The 22347-nt window shown below is 67.6% G+C and carries 20 protein-coding genes and 1 riboswitch; of the genes, 3 read left to right on the top strand and 17 right to left on the bottom strand.

Translation table 11 applies throughout. The features are described from left to right. Nucleotides 1–61: 61 nt before the first annotated feature. The 3 genes from A5780_RS01675 to A5780_RS39710 all read right to left on the bottom strand — a co-directional run bounded on the left by A5780_RS01675 (nucleotide 62) and on the right by A5780_RS39710 (nucleotide 2406). Complete coding sequence (locus A5780_RS01675; RefSeq protein ID WP_227462835.1) at nucleotides 62–385, bottom strand: hypothetical protein; 324 nt, start codon at nucleotides 383–385, stop codon at nucleotides 62–64. A gap of 113 nt (nucleotides 386–498) precedes the next feature. Beyond that, a complete protein-coding gene (locus tag A5780_RS01670) occupies nucleotides 499–2205 on the bottom strand; it encodes an NRAMP family divalent metal transporter (protein WP_064907554.1) in 1707 nt (568 codons plus the stop codon). Between the two features lie 54 nt (nucleotides 2206–2259). Beyond that, on the bottom strand, nucleotides 2260–2406 hold the full coding sequence (locus A5780_RS39710; protein WP_156511499.1) for a hypothetical protein: 147 nt from the start codon (nucleotides 2404–2406) through the stop codon (nucleotides 2260–2262). A 259-nt stretch (nucleotides 2407–2665) separates the two neighbouring features. Beyond that, nucleotides 2666–2837, bottom strand: a riboswitch (M-box (ykoK) riboswitch). 282 nt (nucleotides 2838–3119) lie between these two features. On the opposite strand from A5780_RS39710, the gene A5780_RS01665 reads away from it, so the two are divergent. Next, nucleotides 3120–3830 carry an MgtC/SapB family protein gene (locus A5780_RS01665; protein WP_062963286.1) on the top strand — a complete coding sequence of 237 codons (711 nt, stop codon included), beginning with the start codon at nucleotides 3120–3122 and terminating at the stop codon, nucleotides 3828–3830. A gap of 41 nt (nucleotides 3831–3871) precedes the next feature. Further along, entirely contained in the window at nucleotides 3872–5110 is a 1239-nt protein-coding gene (locus tag A5780_RS01660) for a beta-lactamase family protein (RefSeq protein ID WP_231982791.1), read from the top strand. 44 nt (nucleotides 5111–5154) lie between these two features. Here the strand turns inward: A5780_RS01660 and A5780_RS01655 are convergent, their stop codons facing one another. Continuing rightward, nucleotides 5155–7488, bottom strand: coding sequence for a cation-translocating P-type ATPase (locus A5780_RS01655; protein ID WP_064907540.1), 2334 nt, complete (start codon nucleotides 7486–7488; stop codon nucleotides 5155–5157). Between the two features lie 187 nt (nucleotides 7489–7675). Here A5780_RS01655 and A5780_RS01650 point away from each other — a divergent pair, with 187 nt between their 5' ends. After that, a complete protein-coding gene (locus tag A5780_RS01650; protein WP_231982789.1) occupies nucleotides 7676–8758 on the top strand; it encodes a substrate-binding domain-containing protein in 1083 nt (360 codons plus the stop codon). Here A5780_RS01650 and A5780_RS01645 read toward each other — a convergent pair. The 13 genes from A5780_RS01645 to A5780_RS01590 form a co-directional block, all read right to left on the bottom strand. Next, nucleotides 8698–10140 (bottom strand): hypothetical protein, encoded by a 1443-nt coding sequence (locus A5780_RS01645; RefSeq protein WP_146098651.1) that lies wholly within the window; start codon nucleotides 10138–10140, stop codon nucleotides 8698–8700. The genes A5780_RS01650 and A5780_RS01645 overlap by 61 nt on opposite strands. Nucleotides 10141–10456: 316 nt before the next feature. Then, nucleotides 10457–10612 carry a hypothetical protein gene (locus tag A5780_RS39705; protein WP_156055636.1) on the bottom strand — a complete coding sequence of 52 codons (156 nt, stop codon included), beginning with the start codon at nucleotides 10610–10612 and terminating at the stop codon, nucleotides 10457–10459. A 210-nt stretch (nucleotides 10613–10822) separates the two neighbouring features. Next, nucleotides 10823–11200 (bottom strand): DUF5313 family protein, encoded by a 378-nt coding sequence (locus A5780_RS01640; RefSeq protein ID WP_063017571.1) that lies wholly within the window; start codon nucleotides 11198–11200, stop codon nucleotides 10823–10825. After that, nucleotides 11193–11669 (bottom strand): MarR family winged helix-turn-helix transcriptional regulator, encoded by a 477-nt coding sequence (locus A5780_RS01635; RefSeq protein ID WP_030515606.1) that lies wholly within the window; start codon nucleotides 11667–11669, stop codon nucleotides 11193–11195. The genes A5780_RS01640 and A5780_RS01635 overlap by 8 nt, the downstream gene beginning before the upstream one ends. Nucleotides 11670–11997: 328 nt before the next feature. Then, on the bottom strand, nucleotides 11998–13005 hold the full coding sequence (locus A5780_RS01630; protein WP_082976226.1) for an oxygenase MpaB family protein: 1008 nt from the start codon (nucleotides 13003–13005) through the stop codon (nucleotides 11998–12000). Between the two features lie 355 nt (nucleotides 13006–13360). After that, nucleotides 13361–14617, bottom strand: a complete 1257-nt coding sequence (locus tag A5780_RS01625; RefSeq protein ID WP_064907552.1) for a TetR/AcrR family transcriptional regulator — start codon at nucleotides 14615–14617, stop codon at nucleotides 13361–13363. 32 nt (nucleotides 14618–14649) lie between these two features. After that, on the bottom strand, nucleotides 14650–15360 hold the full coding sequence (locus tag A5780_RS01620) for a hypothetical protein (RefSeq protein WP_064907538.1): 711 nt from the start codon (nucleotides 15358–15360) through the stop codon (nucleotides 14650–14652). Between the two features lie 12 nt (nucleotides 15361–15372). Then, nucleotides 15373–16566 (bottom strand): MCE family protein, encoded by a 1194-nt coding sequence (locus A5780_RS01615; RefSeq protein ID WP_064907537.1) that lies wholly within the window; start codon nucleotides 16564–16566, stop codon nucleotides 15373–15375. Further along, the gene (locus tag A5780_RS01610; RefSeq protein WP_082976225.1) at nucleotides 16563–17741 is read right to left on the bottom strand and encodes an MCE family protein; all 1179 of its coding nucleotides are present in this window, start codon (nucleotides 17739–17741) and stop codon (nucleotides 16563–16565) included. Before A5780_RS01610 ends, A5780_RS01615 begins: the two co-directional genes overlap by 4 nt. Then, on the bottom strand, nucleotides 17738–18841 hold the full coding sequence (locus A5780_RS01605; RefSeq protein WP_064907536.1) for an MCE family protein: 1104 nt from the start codon (nucleotides 18839–18841) through the stop codon (nucleotides 17738–17740). Before A5780_RS01605 ends, A5780_RS01610 begins: the two co-directional genes overlap by 4 nt. After that, nucleotides 18841–19875, bottom strand: a complete 1035-nt coding sequence (locus A5780_RS01600; protein WP_030515599.1) for an MCE family protein — start codon at nucleotides 19873–19875, stop codon at nucleotides 18841–18843. The genes A5780_RS01605 and A5780_RS01600 overlap by 1 nt, the downstream gene beginning before the upstream one ends. Beyond that, on the bottom strand, nucleotides 19872–20894 hold the full coding sequence (locus tag A5780_RS01595; protein WP_030515598.1) for an MlaD family protein: 1023 nt from the start codon (nucleotides 20892–20894) through the stop codon (nucleotides 19872–19874). Before A5780_RS01595 ends, A5780_RS01600 begins: the two co-directional genes overlap by 4 nt. After that, a complete protein-coding gene (locus A5780_RS01590) occupies nucleotides 20891–22342 on the bottom strand; it encodes an MlaD family protein (RefSeq protein ID WP_064907550.1) in 1452 nt (483 codons plus the stop codon). Before A5780_RS01590 ends, A5780_RS01595 begins: the two co-directional genes overlap by 4 nt. Between the last annotated feature and the right edge of the window lie 5 nt (nucleotides 22343–22347).

Genomic DNA, 22347 nt, shown 5'->3' with positions numbered 1-22347 from the left:
CCGAATCAAATCTGTGCGGCGGTCTCGCCTCCGCGGCGGGCCCGCCGCGTTCACACGCTGATCAGTGCCCCTGTCGCTGGTGCGGCTCCCACTGGTCGCGCGCCTGCGTGCGCTTGCTCTCCAGCGCGATCCACGTCACGCCGCCGATGAGGCACACCGCGCACACCACGCCGGCCACGATCGCCCACCCGCCGAAGCCGTATCCGGCAGCGGTCAGCGCGAGCGCCAGCGCGACGAAGCTCAACGCACACAGGATGATGCCCGGAATGTTGTAAGTGTCCTCGATTCCCTCACCGGCATGCTTGCGCGGTGCTCGCAGCATCCGTCGCCGCTGCGCCTGCTCCTGCGATGTGCTTCCACGCGCCATCCGCGGGTCCGTCATCATGGGCACCTCCGTTTCCCGGTTGCGGCCGCACAGGGCACACTCCTCCCTGCTTGCAGGCGTACTACCCGGGTTGGGCGGTTCGAATCAGGCGAATCCCACCGGACCGGGGCCGTTCATCCGATGGATTCGACGATCTTGACCACGACCAGCACGACGGCCACCAGCAGATATCCACGCAGGGCGAGCATGCCCGCGGTGCGCAGCGGGGTGAACGACGGACGCTCGAGGGTGTGCAGCGCCGGAGTGCGGAAGGTGTCGCGGTCCCCGGCGAGTTCGGCGCGTTCGGAGCCGCGGTCCAGTTCCCGCACCTGACCGGGGTCGAGGTCGCCGAACCGGGCCGCGGTCGCCGCGGCGGAGCGGCGCCGCGTTCGCCCGTGGGCGAGCAGGGCGACCGCACCCCCGGCCAGACCGGCGAGCACGCCCGCACCCAACCCGAACTCGAGGGTCCGGGTGCTCAGGCCCGGGAAGAACGTGGCGGCGGTGAGCGCGGCCGAGAGCAGCACCAGCGCCCAGACGATGATCGCGGCGCAGATGTTCTGCCGCAGCGTATTCACCCACGGGCCGAGTACGTCGCGGTCGTTGCACAGCAGCACCAGGAATACCGTCGCCGAGGGCAGCAGCACCCCGGCCAGCGCCTGCACACCCTGCGTGATCAGGCCCAGCACGTGGTCGGGGCTGAACGAGATCGCGGCGGCGACGGCCAGCAGTGCCGCGTAACCGGCGTAGAAACCGGGTGCCTCGGACACCTTCCAATGCAGTGAATGCCGCCGCCCGAGCGTATCGCCGAGGGTGTAGGTCGTGGCCAGACCGACCGCGTTGGCGCCGATCAGCGAGGCGTCGAGCAGGACGATCGCGAACAGCGCGCCGACCACCGGGCCCGCGTGGGCGCGCAGGCCCGCCGCGACCGCACCGGCGTCGGTGAAGCCGCCGACCGGACCGGTTCCCGACAGTCCGTAGGCGGTCGCGGCCATGATCGCGATCGCGCCGGCCATCACCACCACGATTCCCAGCCACAGGTCGATGCGCTCGTAGCGGATCCAGCGCGGGGTGATGCGCTTGTCGACGATGTTGGACTGCTGGAAGAACAGCTGCCACGGTGCGACGGTGGTGCCGACGATCGCCACGATGATCAGCAACAGGGTCGACGAGAGCCCGCCCGGCAGCGACGGGATCAGCCCGTGCCCGGTGCCCGATACGCTCGGATGGACCAGCAATGCCATCGGGAACAGCACGATGTTCACCGCGATGAGCGTCATCATCAGGCTCTCCCACCGCCGGAACGACCCGCCCGCGACCACGGCGAACAGCGCGACCGCCGCCAGCGGCACCGATACCGCCTTCGGCAATCCGAAATAGCTCAGAGCCATTGCCACGCCGATGAATTCGGTGACGATGGTCAGCGCGTTGACGACGAAGAGATCGCCGACGCTGAACGCGCCCCAGAACTTCCCGAATCGCGCGAAGATGAGCCGGGCATGGCCGACCCCGGCCACCGCACCGAGCCGCACCACCATTTCCTGGTTGACGTACAGCACCGGAATCAGCAGCACGAGCGTCCAGAGCAGAGCCATGCCGTAGTTCTGACCGGCCTGGGCGTAGGTGGCCACGCCGCCGGCGTCGTTGTCGCCGACCATGACGATCAGGCCGGGCCCGATCACCGCCGCCAGCATGCGCAATCGCTGCATCCGGCTGCGGCCGGCGAGGTCGTCGTGCTGCCGGATCACGCCCAGCGCGCCGACGATATCGCCGACGTGGGCGTGATCGGCGACAGCGCCGGGCGGTGTGGCCGGGGTTCGGGTGTCGTCGGAGTAGGTGGTCATCGCCGCGCTCGCTTCCTGAAACTCTGTGCTCACCAGTTGTTTTCGAGTTCCGGGCTAGTGGAGTGCGCCCGGGCGGCGTTCGAGGTGAGCGCCGAGCGCGGCGGTGTGCACGGGCGCCGAGGGACGGCAGGAACGCAGGTTGTGGCGCTCGAATTCGGTCAGGCGGCGGCCGGTGAGTCGACGGAAGACAGTGCGGTACATGGGTTCTCCTCAGAGGTGAAACCCGGCTGCGGGCAGCCCGCGGCACCCCGGAACCCCGCACCGGCGACGCCGATGCGGTGGATCGGGGGTGAGTTCAGGCGGACAGGCAGCGAGCCGGGGGACGATACGGTTCGCGAACTCGGATACGGACTATCTCCGGATGGCATCGCCCCTCACCTCCTCGCTGCCGGGACGCACGCGCACGTCGTTGTTCTGGTGATCGGCACCACGCGAGAGGGAGACCCGCCCGAACGGCGGATACGCACCCCTCTCGTCAGAGCTTCGGCACTGTACGACGTATCCCCTTGCGGGAGAAGCCACTTCGGATCATCCCTTAATCCGGGAAGATCTGTCCTAACCCTGGGCGTCTCTCGACGTCGTCGGATCAGTGGCCTGTGTTCGTACAGGAGCCTCGCCTAGCGAGGTGCTGACTGCAAAAGAGTGAACCCGGAATTCGCGATTGTCAAATCGGCGGCCACCGGCGGGGTTGCCAGGATCCGATCGGCGGTGTTTACTTCCCTCCCGGCGCCGCCGGCCGGCGCCGTTCTACGCGGGTCGTGTCCCGGAAGGAGGTGGTCGCTGTGCCCGACGACAGTCATATACGTCGTTTTGCCAAGAATTCACTCGGCGACCATTCTCGTGTCGACGCGACCGTGCCGATGTCGCGGTAGCCTGCGCGCGCGAGTTCTCGCCCTCCATCGAAGGGTTGTCTCATGTCGACTTGGGAGATGCTGCTGCGCCTGGCCACCGGTGTCGGTCTCGGTGCGGTGATCGGTTTCGAACGGCAGTACCGGGCCCGGATGGCCGGATTGCGGACCAACGCCCTGGTCTCCGCGGGCGCGGCGTTGTTCGTGCTGCTGTCCGCGCACGGCTTTCACGGCGGCGCCGCCGATCCGACCCGGGTCGCGGCCCAAATCGTTTCCGGTATCGGCTTTCTCGGCGCGGGTGTGATCATCCGCGACGGATTGAACGTGCGGGGGCTCAACACCGCCGCGACACTCTGGTGCGCGGCGGCGGTGGGCGCGCTCTCCGGCGCCGGGATGTACGGCACCGCGGCGGCGGGAACGGTCGCGGTGGTCATCGTCAATATCGCGTTGCGGGCGGCCGGGCGAGCGGTCGACCGCCAGCCGGAATCGGGTAACGAGCAGCCAGCGCACTACGCGTTCACCGCCGTCACCGACGACGCGCACGAAGCGCATGTGCGCGCGCTGCTGGTCCAGGCGTTGACGCGCACGGACTTCCGGCTCGTGTCGGTCGCCAGCGCCAACGCCGAGGATGCCGGCCGGGTGGAGGTGCGCGCGGATCTGGTCGGCGATCAGCGCGACGACCGGCAGATGGAATCGGCGGTCAGCCGGCTGAGCCTGGAACCGTCGGTGACCAGCGTCGGATGGCGCACGGTCGAACCGGTCGCGCCCGGGCTGTAGCTCTGACCTGCACCGATGCCTTCGATCACTATGCTGACGCCGTGAGCAGTGTCGCCCCGATGGTTCCCGTACCCGCCGACCCGGACACCGTGACCGCGGTGGGCCCCGAGGACGACCCCACCGTGGTGGGCCTGCGCCGCGGCGACGTCGAGGCGGTGTGGGAGTCGGTCCGCGCGTGGTACCGGATGGGAACCACTCCGGCGATCCAGATCTGCCTGCGCCGCCACGGCGCGATCGTGCTGAACCGGGCTATCGGCCACGGCTGGGGTAACGCCCCCGGCGACGGACCCGACGTCGAACGCATACCGATCACCGTCGACTCTCCGTTCTGCGGTTTCTCCACCGCCAAAGGCGTCGCCGCGACGGTGACGGCGATGCTGATCGAACAGGGCGCCTTCGCGCCGGAAGACCGGGTGTGCGACTACATTCCGGAATTCGCCGCGCACGGCAAGGGCCGCATCACCATCGCCGATGTGCTCTCCCACGCCGCCGGGGTGCCGTTCATGCCGGCGGGCTACCGCGGCTTCGACGCCGTCGTCGACGAGGAGGTCGCGGTGCGGGCGCTGACCGAGTTGCGGCCGAGTTGGCCGCCCCGGCGGTTTCGCGTCTATCACGCATTGACCAGTGGATTGATCCTGCGTCTGCTGGTCCAGCGCGCGACCGGCAAACGGATGCGCGACCATCTCGCCGAGCAGGTGCTGAATCCGCTCGGTTTCCGGTGGACGACCTTCGGGGTGAGCCCGGAGGACGTCGACCGGGTGGTGCCGAGTGTGCGCACCGGACCGCGACCCTCCCGGGCCTGGTCGGTGGTGGCCGGCAAGGCACTCGGCGGTGGAATGAGCGCCTCGACCTCGGCGGATTCGGTGCGCGCGTTCCTCACCGCGGAGCTTCCCTCCGGCAATCTCGTGACCACTGCCGCGGAACTCTCGCGCTTCTACGAAATCCTTTGTCGCGGTGGGGAACTCGACGGCGTGCGGATCCTGTCTCCCGACACTCTGCACAGCGCGATCGCACCCGCTCCTCGGATCCCCGGCATCGCCGGCCGGGTCAGTCGAGCCGGCTTCGAGCTGGGCGGGCGGCGGTCGAAATTCGGCGCCCACACCGAAAAGCATTTCGGCCGTAGCGGATTGACCACCCAGTACGGCTGGGCCGACCTCGACCGCGGACTGTCCGGCGCGATTCTGACCAGCGGCAAGTCGACCGTGGACACCGAGCGGCCCTGGCAGTTGTGCGCACAGATCTCGGCGGTCGTTCCCCGCTCGCCCGTCGCCCGGCCGTAGCGGCGGCATCCTCGCGGCTCCCGGCCGTCCGGCCGCTCCGGGTCTCAGCCCTGCGGCTCGGGAAGCCGAAGTCGTTTGAGCGACACCGCGTTCAGCGCGACGATGATACTGGATCCCGACATGGTCAGTGCGGCGATCTCCGGGCGGAGGGTGAATCCGAAGGCCGGTTCGAGCACGCCGGCCGCGATCGGGAGTGCGACCGCGTTGTATCCCACCGCCCACGCCAGGTTCTGATGCATCTTGCGCAGCGTGCCGCGGCCGATCCGTAAGGCGGTGGGCACATCGAGCGGGTCCGATCGCATCAGCACGACATCCGCGGTGTCGATGGCCACGTCCGTGCCGGCCCCGATGGCGATGCCGAGGTCGGCCCGTGCCAGCGCGGGCGCGTCGTTCACGCCGTCGCCCACCATCGCGACTTTCCTTCCGCCCGACTGTAATTGCGCGATGGTGTCGGCCTTGTCGCCCGGCAGCACCTCCGCGATGACGGTATCGATGCCCAATTCGGCCGCGATGCGATCGGCCGTGGCGCGATTGTCGCCGGTCAGCATCACGACTTCCACACCCAGATCGTGCATTTCGCGCACCGCCGCGGCGGCGGTCTCACGGGGTTCGTCGGCGATCCCGACCACCGCGACCGCCTTGTCGTCGACCGCCACCAGCACGGCGGTCTGCCCGCCGTCCGCGATCCGGGCCCGAGCGTCGGCCAATTCGCCGAGTTCGATCCCCTCCCGATCCAGCAGTCGCCGGTTGCCGACCACGACACGCTGCCCGTCGACCGTCGCGACGGCGCCGTGTCCCGGCACGTTCTCGAACTTCTCGGCCCGCGCCGGCGCGGCGCCGCGCTCCTGCGCGTAGCGGACGATCGCCTGTGCCAGTGGGTGTTCCGATTCCCGTTCGACCGCGGCCAGCGCCGCGAGCAGCCGGGGCGAGGGCTCCGCCGCCGCGGTCACGAATTCGGTGACGGCCGGTTCGCCCTTCGTCAGCGTGCCGGTCTTGTCCAGCACCACCACGTCGACGCGCGCCGCCGTCTCCAGGGCCAGCGCGTTCTTGAACAGCACGCCCCGGCGAGCGCCCAGTCCGGTGCCGACCATGACGGCCGTCGGCGTGGCCAGGCCCAGGGCGTCGGGGCAGGTGATCACCACGACGGTGATGGCGAACAACATGGCCGTGGCGAAGGTGGCTCCGGCGAGCAACCATCCCGCCAGCGTGACCGCACCGCCGATCAGTGCGACCAGTACCAGCCAGAACGCCGCGCGGTCGGCCAGCTTCTGGCCCGGCGCCTTCGAATTCTGCGCCTGCTGAACCAGATTCACGATCTGCGCCAGCGCGGTGTCGGAACCGACCTTGTCCGCACGCACGCGCAGGGTGCCGTCGACGTTGATGCTCGCGCCGATCACCGGAGCACCCGGTTGCTTGTGCACCGGCAGACTCTCCCCGGTCACCATCGACTCGTCGACCTCGCTGTCGCCGTCTTCCACGACGCCGTCGACCGGGATCTTGGCGCCCGGCCGCACCAGCAGCAGATCACCGACGGCGACCTCGGCGGTGGGAATCTCCACCTCCTCGCCGTCACGCACCACCACCGCGCGCGGTGGCGCGAGGTCGAGCAGCGTGCGGATGGCGTCGGTGGCGCCGCCCCGGGCGCGCATCTCGAACCAGTGCCCGAGCAGCACGAAGGTGGCGAGCATGGTCGAGGCCTCGTAGAAGACCTCGCCGCCGCCGGTCAGCGTGATCGCGAGCGAATACAGCCATCCCGCCCCGATGGCGACCGCGACCAGCACCATCATGTCGAGGGTCCGCGCCCGCAGCGCCTGCCACGCACCGGTGAAGAAGATCGTCGACGAATAGCCGATCACCGGCAGACTCAGGATCAGCGCCCACACATCCTGGCGTAGCCCGAACGGCACCGGCAGGTCGATGCCGAACATGTCCGTCGCCATCGGTGACCACACCATGACCAGCACCGAGAACACCAGCGCGACCAGAAATCGGTTGCGCATGTCGGCGGCCATCGCGGCCATCGACATGTCGTGGTGGTCGTGGGTGCCGTCGTGATCGTGCCTGGGCTCCGCGGGTTCGTGCCGGTGCGCGCCGTCGGGACGAGACGGGCCGGACGGCTCGGCCAGCGGATCGCAGACGTGCCGGGGAACCGATCGGCCGGAGCAGTGGATCCCGCAGTCGCGCAACCACTCCCGCAAATCGTGGACCGAGGTCCGGCCCGGGTCGAAGCTGACCGTCGCGGTCTGGGCGGCGGGATTGACCGTGGCCTCGAGCACGCCGGGGCGGCGTTGCAGGACCCGGGTGGCGACCTGCCGCCGGCTCGCCCAGTGCAGGCCGTTCAGATCCAGTACCACGGTTTCATGGCCGTTGCCGTCCATGTGCACGACTCCTCTCGACAGGCCGAGCGATTACCACGACCATATACCCACAGGGGGTATATGCCAAACGAGGCCCCTTCACCAGCCCTGGAAGGTCGCCGCTCGCCACCCACACGGGCCGTCGTTAACATGGTCGGCTCGGGGGGCGACTATTCGGCGATGGATGTTTCGGGCGGCGGAGGTTCCGGTGAGGATTTCGAACTCCCGCGGCGGGCGCGACACCGTCGATATCGCGCTGGTGGTGCCCGGTAGCGGACCGGCGGGCCTGTTCGGCCCCTCCTGTGAGGCGTGCGCCGCGCTGGCGGTGGAGGACATCAATCGCGCGGGCGGAATTCTCGAGCGGCCGGTGCGATTGCACACGGTCGATTCGGGCGCACCGCTGCCACTGCTGGCCGAACGAATCGATCGCATGATCGGCACCGGCGCCGTCGACGGCGTGGTGGGCTGGCACCTGTCCAATGCCCGCCGGGTGCTGACGCCCCGCACGGCGGGGCGGGTCCCGTACGTCTACACCACGTTCTACGAGGGCGGCGAGAATTCCGACGGCGTGTACATGGTGGGCGAGACGCCCGATCATCAGCTCTTTCCCGCGCTGCGCTGGCTGCGCGCGGAGCAGGGCATCCGCCGCTGGTGCATCGTCGGCAACGATTACGTGTGGCCGCGCGAAACCGCCCGGGTCACCCGCGAGGCGGCGGCATTCGGCGACATCGACATCGTCGGCGAGGCATTCGTCCCGCTCGGCAGCCGCGCCTTCGGTCCGGCCCTCGACCTGATTCGCCACTCCTCGGCGCAGGGGGTGCTGCTGTTGCTGGTCGGCGCCGACTGTGCGGCGTTCAATCGGGCCTTCGCCCGCGCGGGTCTCGACGAGCACCGGTTGCGGCTGAGCATGATGATCGGCGAGGACGTCCTGTTCGCGGGTGGCCCGGACAGCACCCGCGGATTATTCACCGCCTCAGGCTATTTCGAGAGTGTGGTCTCGCCCGAGGCGATGGATTTCGGCAGCCGCTACACGGCTCGGTACGGCACCTTCGCACCCGCGCTGAACAATATCGGCGAATCCTGTTACGAGGGCCTGCTGCTGTTCGCCTCGCTGGCGGAGGCGGCGCGCAGCCTCGACGTGCGCGCCATCGAACGCCATGCCGCCCGGGTTCGCTACGGCGGCCCGCGCGGTGAGGTGAAGGTGCGCGGCGCGCACACCACCCAGCCGGTCTACCTCGCCGATGCCGACGGCGTCGACTTCGCGGTGGTGAGCGAATTGCGCCGCGCCTGAGCCGGATTCGGCTTCTCCGCGCTGTCGGCGGCGTGCCGGCCGAAGGGATCGCCCGGCCGCAGCCGCCCGATGAGCAGCGCGATGGCGGCGCACCCGATGCCGATTCCGGCCGCGACGAGTCCCGGCACCGCGGTGACCGCGGCCTCCGCACTGCGGAACCAGGTATGCGAATATTCGATCCGGCCGAGGTCGCGACCCTGCAGAGCCACCCCCGCGGACGGCACGAACAGGATGACGATGCCGACGACCGCACTGGTCGCTCGCGGGCCGATGGCACATCCCAGCGCATATCCGGCGACCACCGCCAGTGCGATACAGCTCGGCACTGTTACCGCCGCGGTCGGGACGTCCACCAGCGACGAGCTCACCGCAGCGGCGATGGACAGCGCGACGGATCCGGCGACAGCCTGCAACGGCAGGCGAATGCGCCATCCGGCGTAGAGGCCGGCGCCCGCGGCCGCGACCACCAGCACGGTCGACCAGGCCGGCCGCGGAACGGTGAGCAGGGCCGACCCCGCGGAAGCGAAGGCCACCATCACCACCACCAGCATTCCGTCGCGTCCGGGAAGCAGCAGCGCCGCCACCGCGGTCGCGAGCAGCAGGAGCGCCCCGCCCACCAGAATCGATACCAGCGCGCCGCCGCGGGCCATCCAGACGGAGGTCCCCAGCGTCGCCGAGACGATCACGACCGCCGACACCACCGGTTTCAGCGGTACCACCGCACTGTCGTCGGGTTCCGGTCGCTGTTCTTGGCGAAAGAGCAGGGCCGTGCCGAGCATCAGGACGAGTGCGACGACAATCATCCAGACCGGAGGCGCCCCGCGCATGATGCCCTCCCCCGCGACGGTGGAGGCGAAATCCGGCGCCTGGGTGAGGTCGGCGAACAGAATCGAAGCCAGCGCACCGAACAGATACCCCCCGGCAGGGGCTCGCCGATGCCACACCGCCGCGGCCAGACAGCCCAGGATCACTCCGGCGAGCATGGAGTCGACGTAGTTGAGCGTCGACAGGGTCCGGGTCTCCAGCTTCACCAGCAGGGTGTGGTTCACCAGCATCGCCGAGGTCGCACAGAAGACCGCGCACCAGGCCAGGCGGCTGCTGCCGATCGCCGCCGACACCGAGACCGCGATGACGGCGATCAGCGCGCCGGCGGTGAGGGCCAGCGGCATATTGAAGATCAGCAGGTCGACCTGCAGCGCCGATCCCGGCGACAGCCAGGATTGGCTGATCGGCATCATCATGGCCAGCCCGGCGATCGCGGCGCTGACGCATGCGGCCGAGGTTTCCACGGCCACTCGCAGCCATTGCGCGTCGGTGATTCCGGCCGACAACCGATGTACGTGCCCCCGGATATCCGGGGAACCGAAAGTCACAGCACTCATGCCGGACTCCGTCCCCAGCAGGTAGCGCCTGGTTGTGACTTCCCCGCCGATTCGTTAGCCGAATGATTGCGGGACCGACATTACCGGAGCACGAAAGCCCTCTTTCGGCATCTGATCACCGTCCAAGAGCGAAAATCGGCAATTCGATGATGATTTGCTAACGGTTCGGTAGCGGCGGATATAGGTTTCGTATCAATTCCCGCCGCGACCGCGTGTCCGCGCCCGTTCACCGCGATCGCCGCCGGTACGCACGGGCGCGCCCGTTGCCGGATCGTGTCCGTGATCCCGGACTGATCGACTACGGGCGCCGTGTGGATTACCGGGCTATATCGTCGGCGGGCGCCTCCCCGCCCTCGGGTCCGGCCGAGGAACTCGCACTGCGAAACAGCGGACGATGCGCCACCCCGCCGGCAGGTGCCGGCGTCTCGATGGGTACCGGACTGTGGCTGAACAGATTCGGCTGCTCACTCATATCGGATGTCCTTCAGACTCTCACCATCGACGGCCCGTCCGGCCAGCGAATCGGCCGCACCGCTCGCGCGCACAGCGCACTGTGCGATTACCGACAGGACTTACAGTACACCCCCGATAACCGACCGCGGGCGCGACGAGCCGAGACCGGTCGTTCGCGTCGTGGCACGGAATCGGTTCGGCGGGCACACATTCCGCGACCGCGTGGGCGTCAGCCGCGGCCGTGCCGCAGTTCGTACTGCTCGCGTTCGGCCGCCGCACGCTCCCGTTCGGCGATGTCGGCCAGTTCGGGATCGAGCCCGTGCTTGAGCAGGCGGTGCCGCCGATACACGTACATCAGCGCGATGGTGAAGTAGACCAGCGGGACGTACAGCAGCGCCGCCATCGACAATCCGATCCACAGCGGGCCCGGGACCAGCAGGAACAGGCACAGTACGGGGATGATCGGCACCAGGAATCGCAGCAGGTAGCGGCGGGCGGCGCCCGGGCCGGTCAGATCGCGAAGGACCCACTGCTGCATCGAGGGCGGCAGGGTGGCGCCGCAGATATAGCGCACGCGCTGAACCGGATTCGGCTTCTGCTCACTCATGGGTAGCTCCCTGGATATCGGCGAGCGCGGCTCGCCGGGCGGCCTCGTTGACGCGGGTCAGTACCTCGCGCAGTTCCTCCAGATCGGCCAGGCTCACGCCCAGCCGCCGCACGACCGCCGGGGGGATCAACTCGGCCTGGCGGCGCAGCGCCCACCCGGCTTCGGTCAGATCGATCAGCAGTGTGCGTTCGTCGCGCGGATCACGATGGCGGGTGATGAGGCCTGCCGACTCGAGCCTCTTGAGCAGCGGAGACAGCGTGGCGGAATCGAGTTGGATCGCCTCGGCGATGGCCTTCACCGACATCGGAGCCTCGCCCCACAGCGCCAGCATCACCAGATACTGCGGATGGGTGAGCCCCAAGGGCTCCAGCAGCGGGCGATACACCGTCAGCACCGATCGGTTCGCGACGGCCAGGGCGAAACATACCTGCCGGTCCAGCCGCAGCGGATCGTCGACGTCGGTCGTCATGCCCACCTCCTCGTGTCGAGGCCAGATTAGCGTGCTAATAGTTAGTGCACAAACTATTAGTGCGCCATCACACACTCGGCGACGCGAGCGAGACGCCTAACTCACGTGAGGTGATGTACTGTTCGCGACGATCGGCCGAGCTCGTGGTGCCCGTGGGTGTGATCGACCGGTCCGTCCATCCGGGCTCGTTCCGTCGTGGTCCCCAGTTCCCGTCCGCATGGAGCGAGCCCGGATTTTCACAAGCGGAGGCGGAGAGGGCGGAGCCGAGTGGCCGGTCCGCCGCACCCGTCACGGTCGGCAATCACCGTGCCGCACCGGTGGATTCAGATCAGACGAGGACCTTCTGTTTGCGGATCCGACGCTGCACATCTCGCATCATCATCTTCGTCCCGGAGAACCGAATGAACTTGGGGATGAAGCGGTTCACAAATCCCACGAACAGGAACAGATGCTCGAATCGGCGCTGGTCGGCCGCGCTCCACTCCACGCCCATCTGTTCGCGGAAATGCGGAGGCAGGAAGCCGGCGGTCAGGAAGCGCAGCAGCCCGCCGAAGAGCAGTCGCATGTACCAGTGGATCATCCGAAGATGCAGCAGGTCACCGATATACGCTCGGAAGGCGTCGTCGACGATCACCTGACGGCAGGCCTCGACCCAGTACTCGTCGAATTCGGCGCGCGTCTTCGGCCACATGTCGGGATGCACCTGCAGCGTGGTGCCGAAGGTGTCCGCGCCCTGATAGAACGCCTCGAGCTCCTCCGGTGACATCTTGCCGTTGATCAGCTGATGGGAGTCCTCGAAGCCGATGTAGATGCAGGCCGCGACATACAGCTGCAGATTGCGGTCGAAGGCGTTGTACTTCACCTTCGAGCCGGGTTTCGACCGCACCTGCCGGTGCGCGACATTCACCGCCTCACGGAACTCCTCCTTCTCCTCGGGCGTGCCGAGAATCGCCACCGCCAGATACGAGGCCGTGGTGCGCAGTCGCTTCCACGGATGCACCATGAGCGCACCGGATTCCACGGTGCTCTCCATGACACCGGCCGCCACCGCGGGATGCGCGAACTGCATCGCGACGTTGGCCGCGGCGCCCGCGAACACCCAGAAATCCAGGGCGTCGGGCAGTTGCGCGGGGCGCTTGCGCGGTGAGCGATAGAAGTCCGGGATGTGAATGCGCGTCTGCTCCAGGGTCAGCGGCGGCGTCTGCGCGACGTCGGGCCGCACAGCTCGCTCGTCCTCCGCCCGGCCTCGCCCGACCGGCACGGATTCCTCCGGAACGTAGGAATCACTGTGCGGGTCGGTGTAATTCGGCTCCCAAGGCTGCGTTGCCGTTGTCATGCGAGTCCTCTCTCGGAACGTTTCGCCGGCGCGACCGGAGATGCGCCGGGCCCCGCGCTGCGGGGCGCGGGCGGTGCCGCCGGGATCGGCGGCACCATGCGACACGGGAGACCGAGGGGCCCGCCCGGCAGACCGGCTCGCCTCGGAGCCGACGCGACAACCACCGATGCGCGGTTACCGGCGCTCTCGCGGATTTCTCCCTCTGCCCCGGCGACACCCCCTCGTACACTCCTCAGGGTCGGCCCGGCCTCCACTATGTTACCCGTAATTCTCTCTCGATCAACGGGCCCATAACGAAATATCCCGTACTTGAAGCCGCATTCCGTCATCTAAGTTGTCACATATTCAAGAACCGCTACGCCTGTCGCGCAAGCCGTCCGAACAACGTCATCTCCATCAATCCGATCACCTGGGCTCGAGGGCAGATCTGCTGGTCGTTGCCGAACAGCCGCCCCAGACCGACGACGAGGCCGAATCCGGCATGGACCAGGATGCGGGCCTGCGCCCGCGCCAGCTCGGGCCGCGCATCGACCAGCAGTTCCACCCATTCGGCGACCACCAGCCGCTGGATATTGCGCAGCACCGTGCGCTCGTAGGCGCCGACATTGCCGAATTCGGCGTAGTAGACGAACGTCAGCTCGCGCTCGGCGAACGATCCCTCGACATAGAGGTCGATCAACCTCGCCAGCGCCTCCTCGGAGGTCTGTGACGCCTCCACCGCGGGTGCGATCGCGGCGGCCATCCGGTCGGCCACCCGCCGGAATGCCGCCGCCAGCAAGGCATCCTTACTGCGGTAGTACCGGTACACCGCCGAGGCCGCCGACAGTTCGGCCGCCGCCGCGATCTCCTCCACGCTCACATTCGGATAGCCGCGCTCGTGGAACAGCTCGACCGCCTTGTCGAGCAGCACCCGATGTTTGAACGATTGCGGAATCTCGTTCGCTCGCATAGGTTCCGGTGCGTCGGCGGCCACCGGCAGGTCGGCGCGGATCAACGACCACGCGGCCTCGCTCAGCAGCACCGCGAGCGATTTCGCCGGCAGATGCGCGTGGTGGTCGCCGATACTGCTCACCACACTGAAGATCGCGACGGCACGCACCAGGCCCGCGCGGCGGGACAACTCCGGGCGCAGTTCGCCGATCAGCGCCCGCAGCGCGGAGATCGCGGTCTCGAACCGTTCGTCGAAGGTCCGGCGATCGTCGCGATCGAGGTAGCGCGCCTCCCACCGGGCCAGCGCGGCCGTGGGGCGATTGGCGATGGTATCGGCCACGATGGCATCGATGACGAGTCCGAGTCGCGTTTCGGCGCTGTGGCTCTGCGCCTCCGCGGGCAGCGTCACCGCGGTCACCGCGGCTGTGGACAAGCGCAGCAGCTCCTCGCGGAACAGCGCGTACTTACTCGGATAGTGCCGGTACAGCGCGGCCGAGGAAATCCCCAGCCGGGCGGCGATGTCCTCCATGCTCACGCCGTGATAACCCAGCGATCCGAAGGCCGCCGCCGAGGCGGAGGCGATCTGCGCCCGGCGGTTCTTGGGCCGGCGGCGGATCACACGCTCGGGGTTGTGCGTGGCCGGCGCCGTCGCCTTCGCACGCCCGTCCTGTGCGCGACTCACATTGTCCGCCAATTCTTTTCGCCGGGGAACCGCTACGACTGCGGCGGTAGCGGAGTCAGCGGCGTACTGATCTTGTCGACCAGCCAGCGATCGCCCTGCTTCTGCAGTCGCATGACCGTCGACAACTGGCCCGGTTCCGGTTTGCCCTGGGTGCCCAGGCTGGTGATGGTCTGGCCGATCACCACGATCGCCTCCGCGGAATTCTTGTCCCCGGAACGGATGGCGCACTGCACATCCGTCGACTTGGCGACGACCTCACCCTTGGCCAGGACGTCGCTGAGGTCCTTGCTGTTGGACTCGAACTGCTTCTTCCATTCACCGGAGGCGCCGGCCAGCACATCGCGGACGTACTGGTCGAGGTGCTTGGAATCGTAGGTCGAGACCACCGGGCCGTAGGCGCAGGCGGCCTGGCGGGCCTGCACCTGCGCCTCCAGCACCTCCTCGTGATCCTTGTTCTGCAGGTAGAAGTAGATACTGCTGCCGATCGCGGCGCCCAGGACCAGCGCCGCCGCCCGCAGGCCGATCCGCACACCGCGTCCCCCGGCGGCCGGACGCAGTCGCGACAGCGGCGAAATCTCGGCTGCGGCCTTCGTTTCGGTGGGGCTCGACTCGGTGGTATCGGATGTCCCCGCCGCATCCGATCCGGCCGTATCGGACTCCGAGGCCGCCGCGGTCTCCGGTTCGTCGACGGTGTCGATCGTGGGTTCGCGCTCCTCGGCGCCTCCGCTTTCCTTGTCGCTCATCGCGTTCGCTTCCTAGTTGTCGGGTATGGGGCCGGGCGGGACGGGCCGCGACAGTTCGTTGCCGGTGACGCCCGGCGGCGGCCCGGACCCGTTGTCGGGGATGTTCGGCCGCGGCCCGTTGGCCGAACCACGCACCTGCAGTGCGGGATCGGCGGTGAGGCAGTAGTTGTACAACCGCACCCGGGTGTCGGTCATGACCTTGGCCGGGGACACCGGAATCGTGTCGTAGTCGCAGGTGGGACGCGGCCAGAAGTCGGCGAGCGTGTGATAGGCGCCGTCGTGGGCGGGCACCCCGAGCGCTTGAATACCTTGGCGCAGTGCGGGAAACAGCGCCTCGATCGCCGGCTGCCGCAGCTTCGCCGCCTTGGTGATGGCGACGAAATTGGTGACCAGATCGGTCAGCGGATCCTGATTCTTCGCCACCACGTCGCCGAGTGTCGCGAGCTCGCCGGGCCCCTGGTCGAGGAATTTCCGGATCTCGTTGTCGGCGGCGGTGGCCTGCTGGAACAGTGCGCTGCCCGCCGCGGTCAGCGTGCTCAGATCGGGCTGCGCGTGCGAGGTGGTCTCCGCGATCACCTGCAGGTTCTCGAGCAGCTGCTGGGTCTGCGGCAGCAGATCGGACAGCCCCGCCATCGCACGACTGATCCCGGAGATCATGTTGCGCAATCGATCCGGGCCGCCGCCCAGCGCCTTGTCCAGCTCGTCGACGACCACGGTGAGCCGGTCCGGATTCATCCCGCCGATGAATCCGCTGAGATCGGTGAGCAGATTCTGCACCGGAATCGGCACGCTGGTGCGTGCGCGCTCCACGACGGCGCCGTCGGACAGATACGGCCCGGTGTCGGCGTCGGGCCGGAAGTCCAGATACTGCTCACCCGCCGCGGACAATCGGCCGACGTGCACCGCGCCCCCGACGGGAATCTTCGCGCTGTCGTCGATTTCGGCGATCGCGTCGATTCCGTCGCCGGAAACCCGCACATCGGCGACCTTGCCGACCCGGGTGCCGCGGAAGGTCACGTCGTTGCCCGGAAGAATGCCACCCGAGGTGGCGAGTTGCACGGTGACGGTGAAGGTATGCGGAAAAGGATTGAACCGCAGCACATATCGGGCCAGATATCCGGAGCCGATCACCAGCACCACGATCAGGCTGAGGTTGGCCAGGGCGATGCGCCGGCGCACCACCCAATTCCACAGCGGCGTATTCATCGCTCACCACCCTGCTGGGAAGGTTCGGCCGGCGTGCCGGGCGCTTCCGGCGGCGCCGCACCCGGCACCGGTTGCGGCGGACTGATGACCCGGCCGAACACTTTCTCGAATACCTGCGCCAAACTGCCGGCGAACGCCGGAACGTCACCGATTTCGGGCCACCGGCTGCCGTGCGGATCGCTGAGCGCACCGATGCTCAGATACGAAACCACCGGCATGACGGCCAATCCCGAACCCCGCAGGCTGGCCATGAGCGGCGGATAGATGTCGTTGAGCCCGTCGAGCGCCTCGGTGAGATTGCCGCCCATTTCCGTGAAGCCCGACATCAATTTCTGGACGCTGTCGAACAGGCTCAGGAACTGCGGGCTGGTGGTGTCGGTGAAATCGCCCAGCGCCGCCATGGTGGTCGATACCTTGGTGGTGAGATCCACGATGCGCTGATTGTTCTCGTTCACCAGTCCGAGCAGTTGCGGGAAGGTATCGGCGGCCGCGCCGAGTTCCTTTTTGCGCCTGGCCAATTCCCCGGACAGCGTATTCAATCCCTGCAGGGTGGCGTCGATATCGCCGGTGCGCTGGTTGAGCGCGGCGATCACGCTGGTCATCTCGCTCAGCAGATGCGCCAATTGCGGTCCCCGCCCGGCGAACATCGAATTCATCTGCGTGGTGATCTGTGCGGCCTGGTTGATACCGCCGCCGTTGACCAGCATGGCCACCGACATCATCAACTGCTCGACGGAGGCCGCGGTGCCGGTGTGGTCGGTGCCGATGGTGTCTCCGTCGCGCAGCGGCGGGCCCGCCTCCTGCGCGGCCGGCAGGGTCATGGCAACCGACATGTCGCCGAGCGGCGTGGCCTGACGCAATTCCACCGTGGTCCCGCGTGGCAGCACGATGTCGGAGCGGATCTGCATCCGCACGTCGGCGATGAAATTCGTGGTCTCGATACCGGTGACGGTGCCGATATCGGTGCCGCCGATCCGCACGTGGGCGTGATCGGGCAGATTCAGCACATCGGTGAACGCGGCATGAACGGTATAGCCCGGACCGTCGATACCCGGCTTGGGCATCGGCACATTCTCGAGGGTCGGGCCGCATCCGCTGATACCGAGTGTGGTGGCGGTCGCGACGGCGGTGAAAACGATGCCGCGGCGAGATGTTCTGCGCTGTGATCGTGTCATTTTCCGCTGATCCCCAGAAGTGCTGCGGTGAGTCCGAAATCGGGCCCCATATCGGCGATCCTCCCGGTCCGGCAGCCGTCCAGGCGCATCATCACCCGCTCACAGAAGGTCGAGAGCGCTTCACCGTCGAGCACCGATTTATCGAGCAGGCCGTGCAGGCGCAGCGCCTGATGTTCGTAACTGGTGGCGTTGGCGAGGTTTTCGAACATCAGCGGCGCGACATCCACGATTTCGGTGAGATTGCGGGCATTGGCACGCATCTGATCGCTGATCGCGACGAACCGGCTCAGTGCTCCGGCGAGCTGATCCTTGTTCTGCCCCACCACCGTGGCGGTATTGGCGACGAAATCGTTGAGCTGGGTGAGCACCGCCTGCAAGCCGGGCGCCTGATCGCCCATCAACTTCAGCAGTTCGGTGAGCCGGCCGCTGAAATCCCGCACGGTCTGATCGTTCTGGGCGATGACCTGAGTGATGTCGTTGAGTTTGACGATCGTGTTGGAGATCTGGTCCTTGTTGGCGAAGGTCGTCTCGAACGCACCCGAGAGCGCGTCCAGCGTCGCGCGCAGTTTGTCGCCGTTGCCGTCGAGCAACGGGAACAACACCCGGCTGGCCATCGGCCCGGTGTCGCTGTCACCCTTCAGAGACGCACCCAGCTGGTCGAAGGTCTGCATGATGCGGTCGAGCTCCACCGGTGTCCTGGTGCGCGGCAAGGGAATATGCGCGCCGTCGGCCATGGTGGGCCCGGTTCCGTCGTAGGCCGGCGCCAGTTCGACGTGGCGGTTGGTGATCAGCTGCGGATTCACCAGTGCGGCCATGGCGTCGGCGGGCAGCTTCACGCTCTTGTCGACCTTCATGACCACCTGCACGTAGGTGCCCTTGGCCTCCACCGATTCGACCGTGCCGACCGGCACACCCAGCACATCGACCTCGTTGCCGGCGTAGAGCCCTGCCACATTGTCGAAGTCGGCGCTGATGCGCATGTTGTCGCCGAGCGCCTCGTCGGCGGCGGTGCCGAGCGAACCCGGCAGCAGCGAACAGCCCGAGCCGGCGGAGGCGACCAGGCACACCGCGGCCAGTTGGGCCAGCGCGCGCAGTTTCATCACTTACACCCCTGAACGACCTGTGCGAAACAGATCCAGTTGTCGGGGAACAGCCCCCACGGCACATACACATCGCCGTACGGTCCGTTGCCCAATACGTTGTTGAACTGCCGCAAGGTCACCGGCATGATCTCGTAGAGCCGGTCGAGGTTGGCCTTGTTCTTCTCCAGCCCCTCGGACATGGTGTTCAGATCCCGGATCATCGGGCCGAACTGGTTGTTGTTCTCCAACCCCATGTCCTGCAACAACTTCGACAGTGAGGCGACATTGTCGAGCAGGCTCTTCAGCAGCTGCTGGCGCTTCTGCACCGCCTGGCCGATGGCCTCGCCGCGGGTCAGCAGCATCAGCACGCTGTTCTGATTGTCGGCGACCAGCTGTGAGACCTGATCCATCCCCTTCAGCAGGGTGTCGACCTCGTCGCGGCGGTCGTTGATCACCTTGGCCAGCGAGCCGATGCTGTCGAGCGCCTGCACCGCCAGCTGCGGCGAATCGCCCATCTGCTGATTCATGGTGTCGAGGGCCTGGCGCAACTTCTGCGGGTCGATCCGCTCGATCCGTTCGAACGATGCCTTGTACTGCGGGTCCTGGATCACCTTGCTCAGGTTGTAGGGCACGCTGGTGTGGTCGAGCTTGATCCGGTTGTCCGGCAGTCCTTTTCCATTGCCGGGAACGAGATCGACATGCAACCGCCCCAGGATGGTCGACATCTTGATCGCCGCGCGCGCGTCCGGGCCCAGTCGCAGATCGCGGCGCACCTTCAGGTCCGCGACCACCTTGGCGCCGTCGAGCCGCACCGCCCGCACCGCGCCCACCTCGATCCCCGAGACGTCTACGGTCGCACCGGCGCGCAGCCCCGCGGCCTGTGCGAATTCGGCGTGAATCGTCTTGTCCCCCAACCGCGCCTGGGTCAGCGCGCTGGAGCCGAGCAGCAGGATCAGCACGGTCGCCGAGGCGATCAGGCCGAGCCGCAGATACCGGTTGCGCAGGAAACCGAACACTTTCGGCAACCTCGGTCGCGAGAACCTCGCCATCATCGGCACACCTCCGAATGCGCGTTGCCACCGATCTGGGAGAACAGGCCCGGCGGCAGCAGCACGCCCCACAGCGAGACGTCGAGACCGCAGAAGTAGGCGTTGCCGTAGGCGCCGTAGCTGGAGAACTGGGCCACGCGGTTCAGCACGTTCGGCAGTTGCACCGCCGCCCGGTCCAGCGCCGCGCCGTTGAGCAGCAGCAGCGCCACGCCGGTGGTGGCCTTGTTCTGTGCGGCCGCGATACCGGGTTTGACCTGGGCGACCAACCCGACCAGCGCATCGGTCGAGGTGGCGACCTGGTCGACCGACGACTTCAACGCCTCACCCTGGGCGTAGAGCCCGTCCATCAGCGAACGGGTCTGGGTGATCAGGGTTTCCAGCTCGTTGCTGCGATGCGCGAGGCCCGCCATCACACTGCTGAGGTTGGAGACCACATCGCCGAGGATCTTGTCGCGCTGGCCGAAGGTTCCGGCCAGCTGCGCGGCCTGGGTGATCAAGGTGCTCAGCGAGACCTGGTTGCCTTGCAGCGCCTGAATCAGCGTCTCGGACAGCGAATTCACCTGATCCGGCTGCAGCACCGAGAACAGTGGTTCGAAGCCGGACAGCAAGGCCGACACATCGAACGACGGCTCGGTGTGCTCGAGCGGAATGCGCCCGCCCGCCGGCAACTGCCGGCCCGCGTCCTTACCCGGCGCCAGCGCGACGTAGCGCTGACCGATCAGATTCTGGTACCGCACCATGGCCTTGGTCGTGGTGGTCAGATGTTGATTGCTCCGGATGCTGAACTCCACCCCGGCCTTGTAGTCGCCGACGAAGTCGATCTTGTCCACCCGGCCGACCCGCACTCCGGCCATCCGCACGTCGTCCCCGACGCGCAGTCCGAGCACATCGGAGAAGACCGCCGAATATCGAGTGGTCGAGCCCGGCACCGTGCGTTGCAGCGTGCCGTAGATGGTGGAGGTCAGCGCGATCGCGATCACCGCGAAGATTCCGAAACCGATCAGTGCCTTCGTCGATTTCATTGCGTCACACCGCCTTCCGGCATCTCGCCGACGGTCAGATAGCCACCGGCGAGCACCGGCCCCAGCAGCAGGAGCTGCGCCAGATTCGGCGGACCCCCCACCACCGCGGCGACCGCGGCGGGTCCACGCAGCGCGGCGGGACGGGTGGCCGCCGGATCAGCGGGCGTGGCGTGGTAGGCGGCCGGTGCGGTGATGCCGGGGATCAGCGGCAGACTCGGCAGACCGGGCAGCGCCGGAACTCCGGGCAGAACCGGCAGACCGGGGATCAGCGGCTGCTGCGCGGGCGCGGTCGGTACCACGGCCGCCGGCGTCGGCCGAGGCCCGGCCGCGTCGAGCCAGCGGGGCAGTTGCTGCGGTGGATAGTTCTGGGGCGGCGCCACATTCGGCACCGTCGCCCCACCGCAGCGCGGGCCGTACTCGTCACCATAGTGCGGGCAGTCCTGCGCGGTGTACTGCTGGAACGGTGTGAGCGAGGCGTCCATCGCCCACACCATCTGGTGTTTGGGGCCCCAGTGGAACGTGGTCTTCAAACGCTGCAACGCCGTATTGAGGTTGGCGGCGGTGAACGGAATGGCCTCGGGATCCTTGGCCAGACCGCCGAACAGATCGTCCAGACCGGCGACGAGGAATTTTCCCGAATCCGGATTGCGCGCGAACAGGTGGTTGACCGAATCGACGGCGCCGCCCGCATTCGTCAGCAGCGCAACGAGATTCGAGCGCCGCTCGGTGAGAGTGCGAGCCGTCGTCACCGAATCCGACAGCACTCCCACCAGTTCCGGTGCCGACTGGCTCAGCGCGGTGGCAGCCCGGCCCAGATCACCCAGCAGGTCGCCGATATCGGGAATGTCGTGCACCTGGGTGAGCCAGGTGTCGAGCCGCTCCACGGTCGAACCCGGCACCCGCGCCGAGGGTTCCAGCGCCGCGGACAGCGTCGCCAGCACCCGGCCGAGCTTCTCCGGCTGGATATTGCTCAGCACATTGCGCAGCACGTTGAGCGTGGTCTGCAATTGGATGGTCGCGGTGCCGGTGTCCTGGGAAATGGTCGAGCCGGAATGCAGTTTCGCGGTGTCGGGCCCGTTGTCGACCAATTCGATCGCGGTCACGCCGAACAGGTTGTTGGGGATGACACGGGCGGTGACGTTGGCCGGAATCGCATCGGCGACATGCGGTTTCAACGCGATATCGGCGCGCTGCCGCTCCCCTTTCGCCACCACCTCCACCGAATCGACGGTGCCGACGACCATGCCGCGGAATTTCACGTCGGCATGTTTGGGCAGGCCGTCTCCGGTACTGGTCAGCACGGCGTGGACGGGCACCTTCTCGGTGAAGCGACCGGTGTAGCGCAACGCCAGCAGATACAGCAGCGCGGCCACCACGAGCAGCATCGCGATACCGGCCAGCGTGAGCTGGCGAGCGGTCGCACCGCGGCCACTGGGATCGAGAATCACGAACG

This window comes from Nocardia sp. 852002-20019_SCH5090214, from assembly GCF_001665865.1.
Taxonomy (GTDB): Bacteria; Actinomycetota; Actinomycetes; order Mycobacteriales; family Mycobacteriaceae; genus Nocardia; species Nocardia nova.
This window is presented reverse-complemented; position numbering and strand designations above follow the sequence as displayed.

What these genes read in the sequence shown, in the direction of transcription:
- A5780_RS01645 (WP_146098651.1), bottom strand. Translation starts at nt 10,140, where the DNA reads ATGAGTGCTGTGACTTTCGGTTCCCCGGATATCCGGGGGCACGTACAT.
- A5780_RS01630 (WP_082976226.1), bottom strand. Translation starts at nt 13,005, where the DNA reads ATGACAACGGCAACGCAGCCTTGGGAGCCGAATTACACCGACCCGCAC.
- A5780_RS01615 (WP_064907537.1), bottom strand. Translation starts at nt 16,566, where the DNA reads ATGAATACGCCGCTGTGGAATTGGGTGGTGCGCCGGCGCATCGCCCTG.
- A5780_RS01665 (WP_062963286.1), top strand. Translation starts at nt 3,120, where the DNA reads ATGTCGACTTGGGAGATGCTGCTGCGCCTGGCCACCGGTGTCGGTCTC.
- A5780_RS39705 (WP_156055636.1), bottom strand. Translation starts at nt 10,612, where the DNA reads ATGAGTGAGCAGCCGAATCTGTTCAGCCACAGTCCGGTACCCATCGAG.
- A5780_RS01640 (WP_063017571.1), bottom strand. Translation starts at nt 11,200, where the DNA reads ATGAGTGAGCAGAAGCCGAATCCGGTTCAGCGCGTGCGCTATATCTGC.
- A5780_RS01675 (WP_227462835.1), bottom strand. Translation starts at nt 385, where the DNA reads ATGATGACGGACCCGCGGATGGCGCGTGGAAGCACATCGCAGGAGCAG.
- A5780_RS01600 (WP_030515599.1), bottom strand. Translation starts at nt 19,875, where the DNA reads ATGATGGCGAGGTTCTCGCGACCGAGGTTGCCGAAAGTGTTCGGTTTC.
- A5780_RS01595 (WP_030515598.1), bottom strand. Translation starts at nt 20,894, where the DNA reads ATGAAATCGACGAAGGCACTGATCGGTTTCGGAATCTTCGCGGTGATC.
- A5780_RS39710 (WP_156511499.1), bottom strand. Translation starts at nt 2,406, where the DNA reads ATGTACCGCACTGTCTTCCGTCGACTCACCGGCCGCCGCCTGACCGAA.
- A5780_RS01620 (WP_064907538.1), bottom strand. Translation starts at nt 15,360, where the DNA reads ATGAGCGACAAGGAAAGCGGAGGCGCCGAGGAGCGCGAACCCACGATC.
- A5780_RS01610 (WP_082976225.1), bottom strand. Translation starts at nt 17,741, where the DNA reads ATGACACGATCACAGCGCAGAACATCTCGCCGCGGCATCGTTTTCACC.
- A5780_RS01670 (WP_064907554.1), bottom strand. Translation starts at nt 2,205, where the DNA reads ATGACCACCTACTCCGACGACACCCGAACCCCGGCCACACCGCCCGGC.
- A5780_RS01655 (WP_064907540.1), bottom strand. Translation starts at nt 7,488, where the DNA reads ATGGACGGCAACGGCCATGAAACCGTGGTACTGGATCTGAACGGCCTG.
- A5780_RS01605 (WP_064907536.1), bottom strand. Translation starts at nt 18,841, where the DNA reads ATGAAACTGCGCGCGCTGGCCCAACTGGCCGCGGTGTGCCTGGTCGCC.
- A5780_RS01635 (WP_030515606.1), bottom strand. Translation starts at nt 11,669, where the DNA reads ATGACGACCGACGTCGACGATCCGCTGCGGCTGGACCGGCAGGTATGT.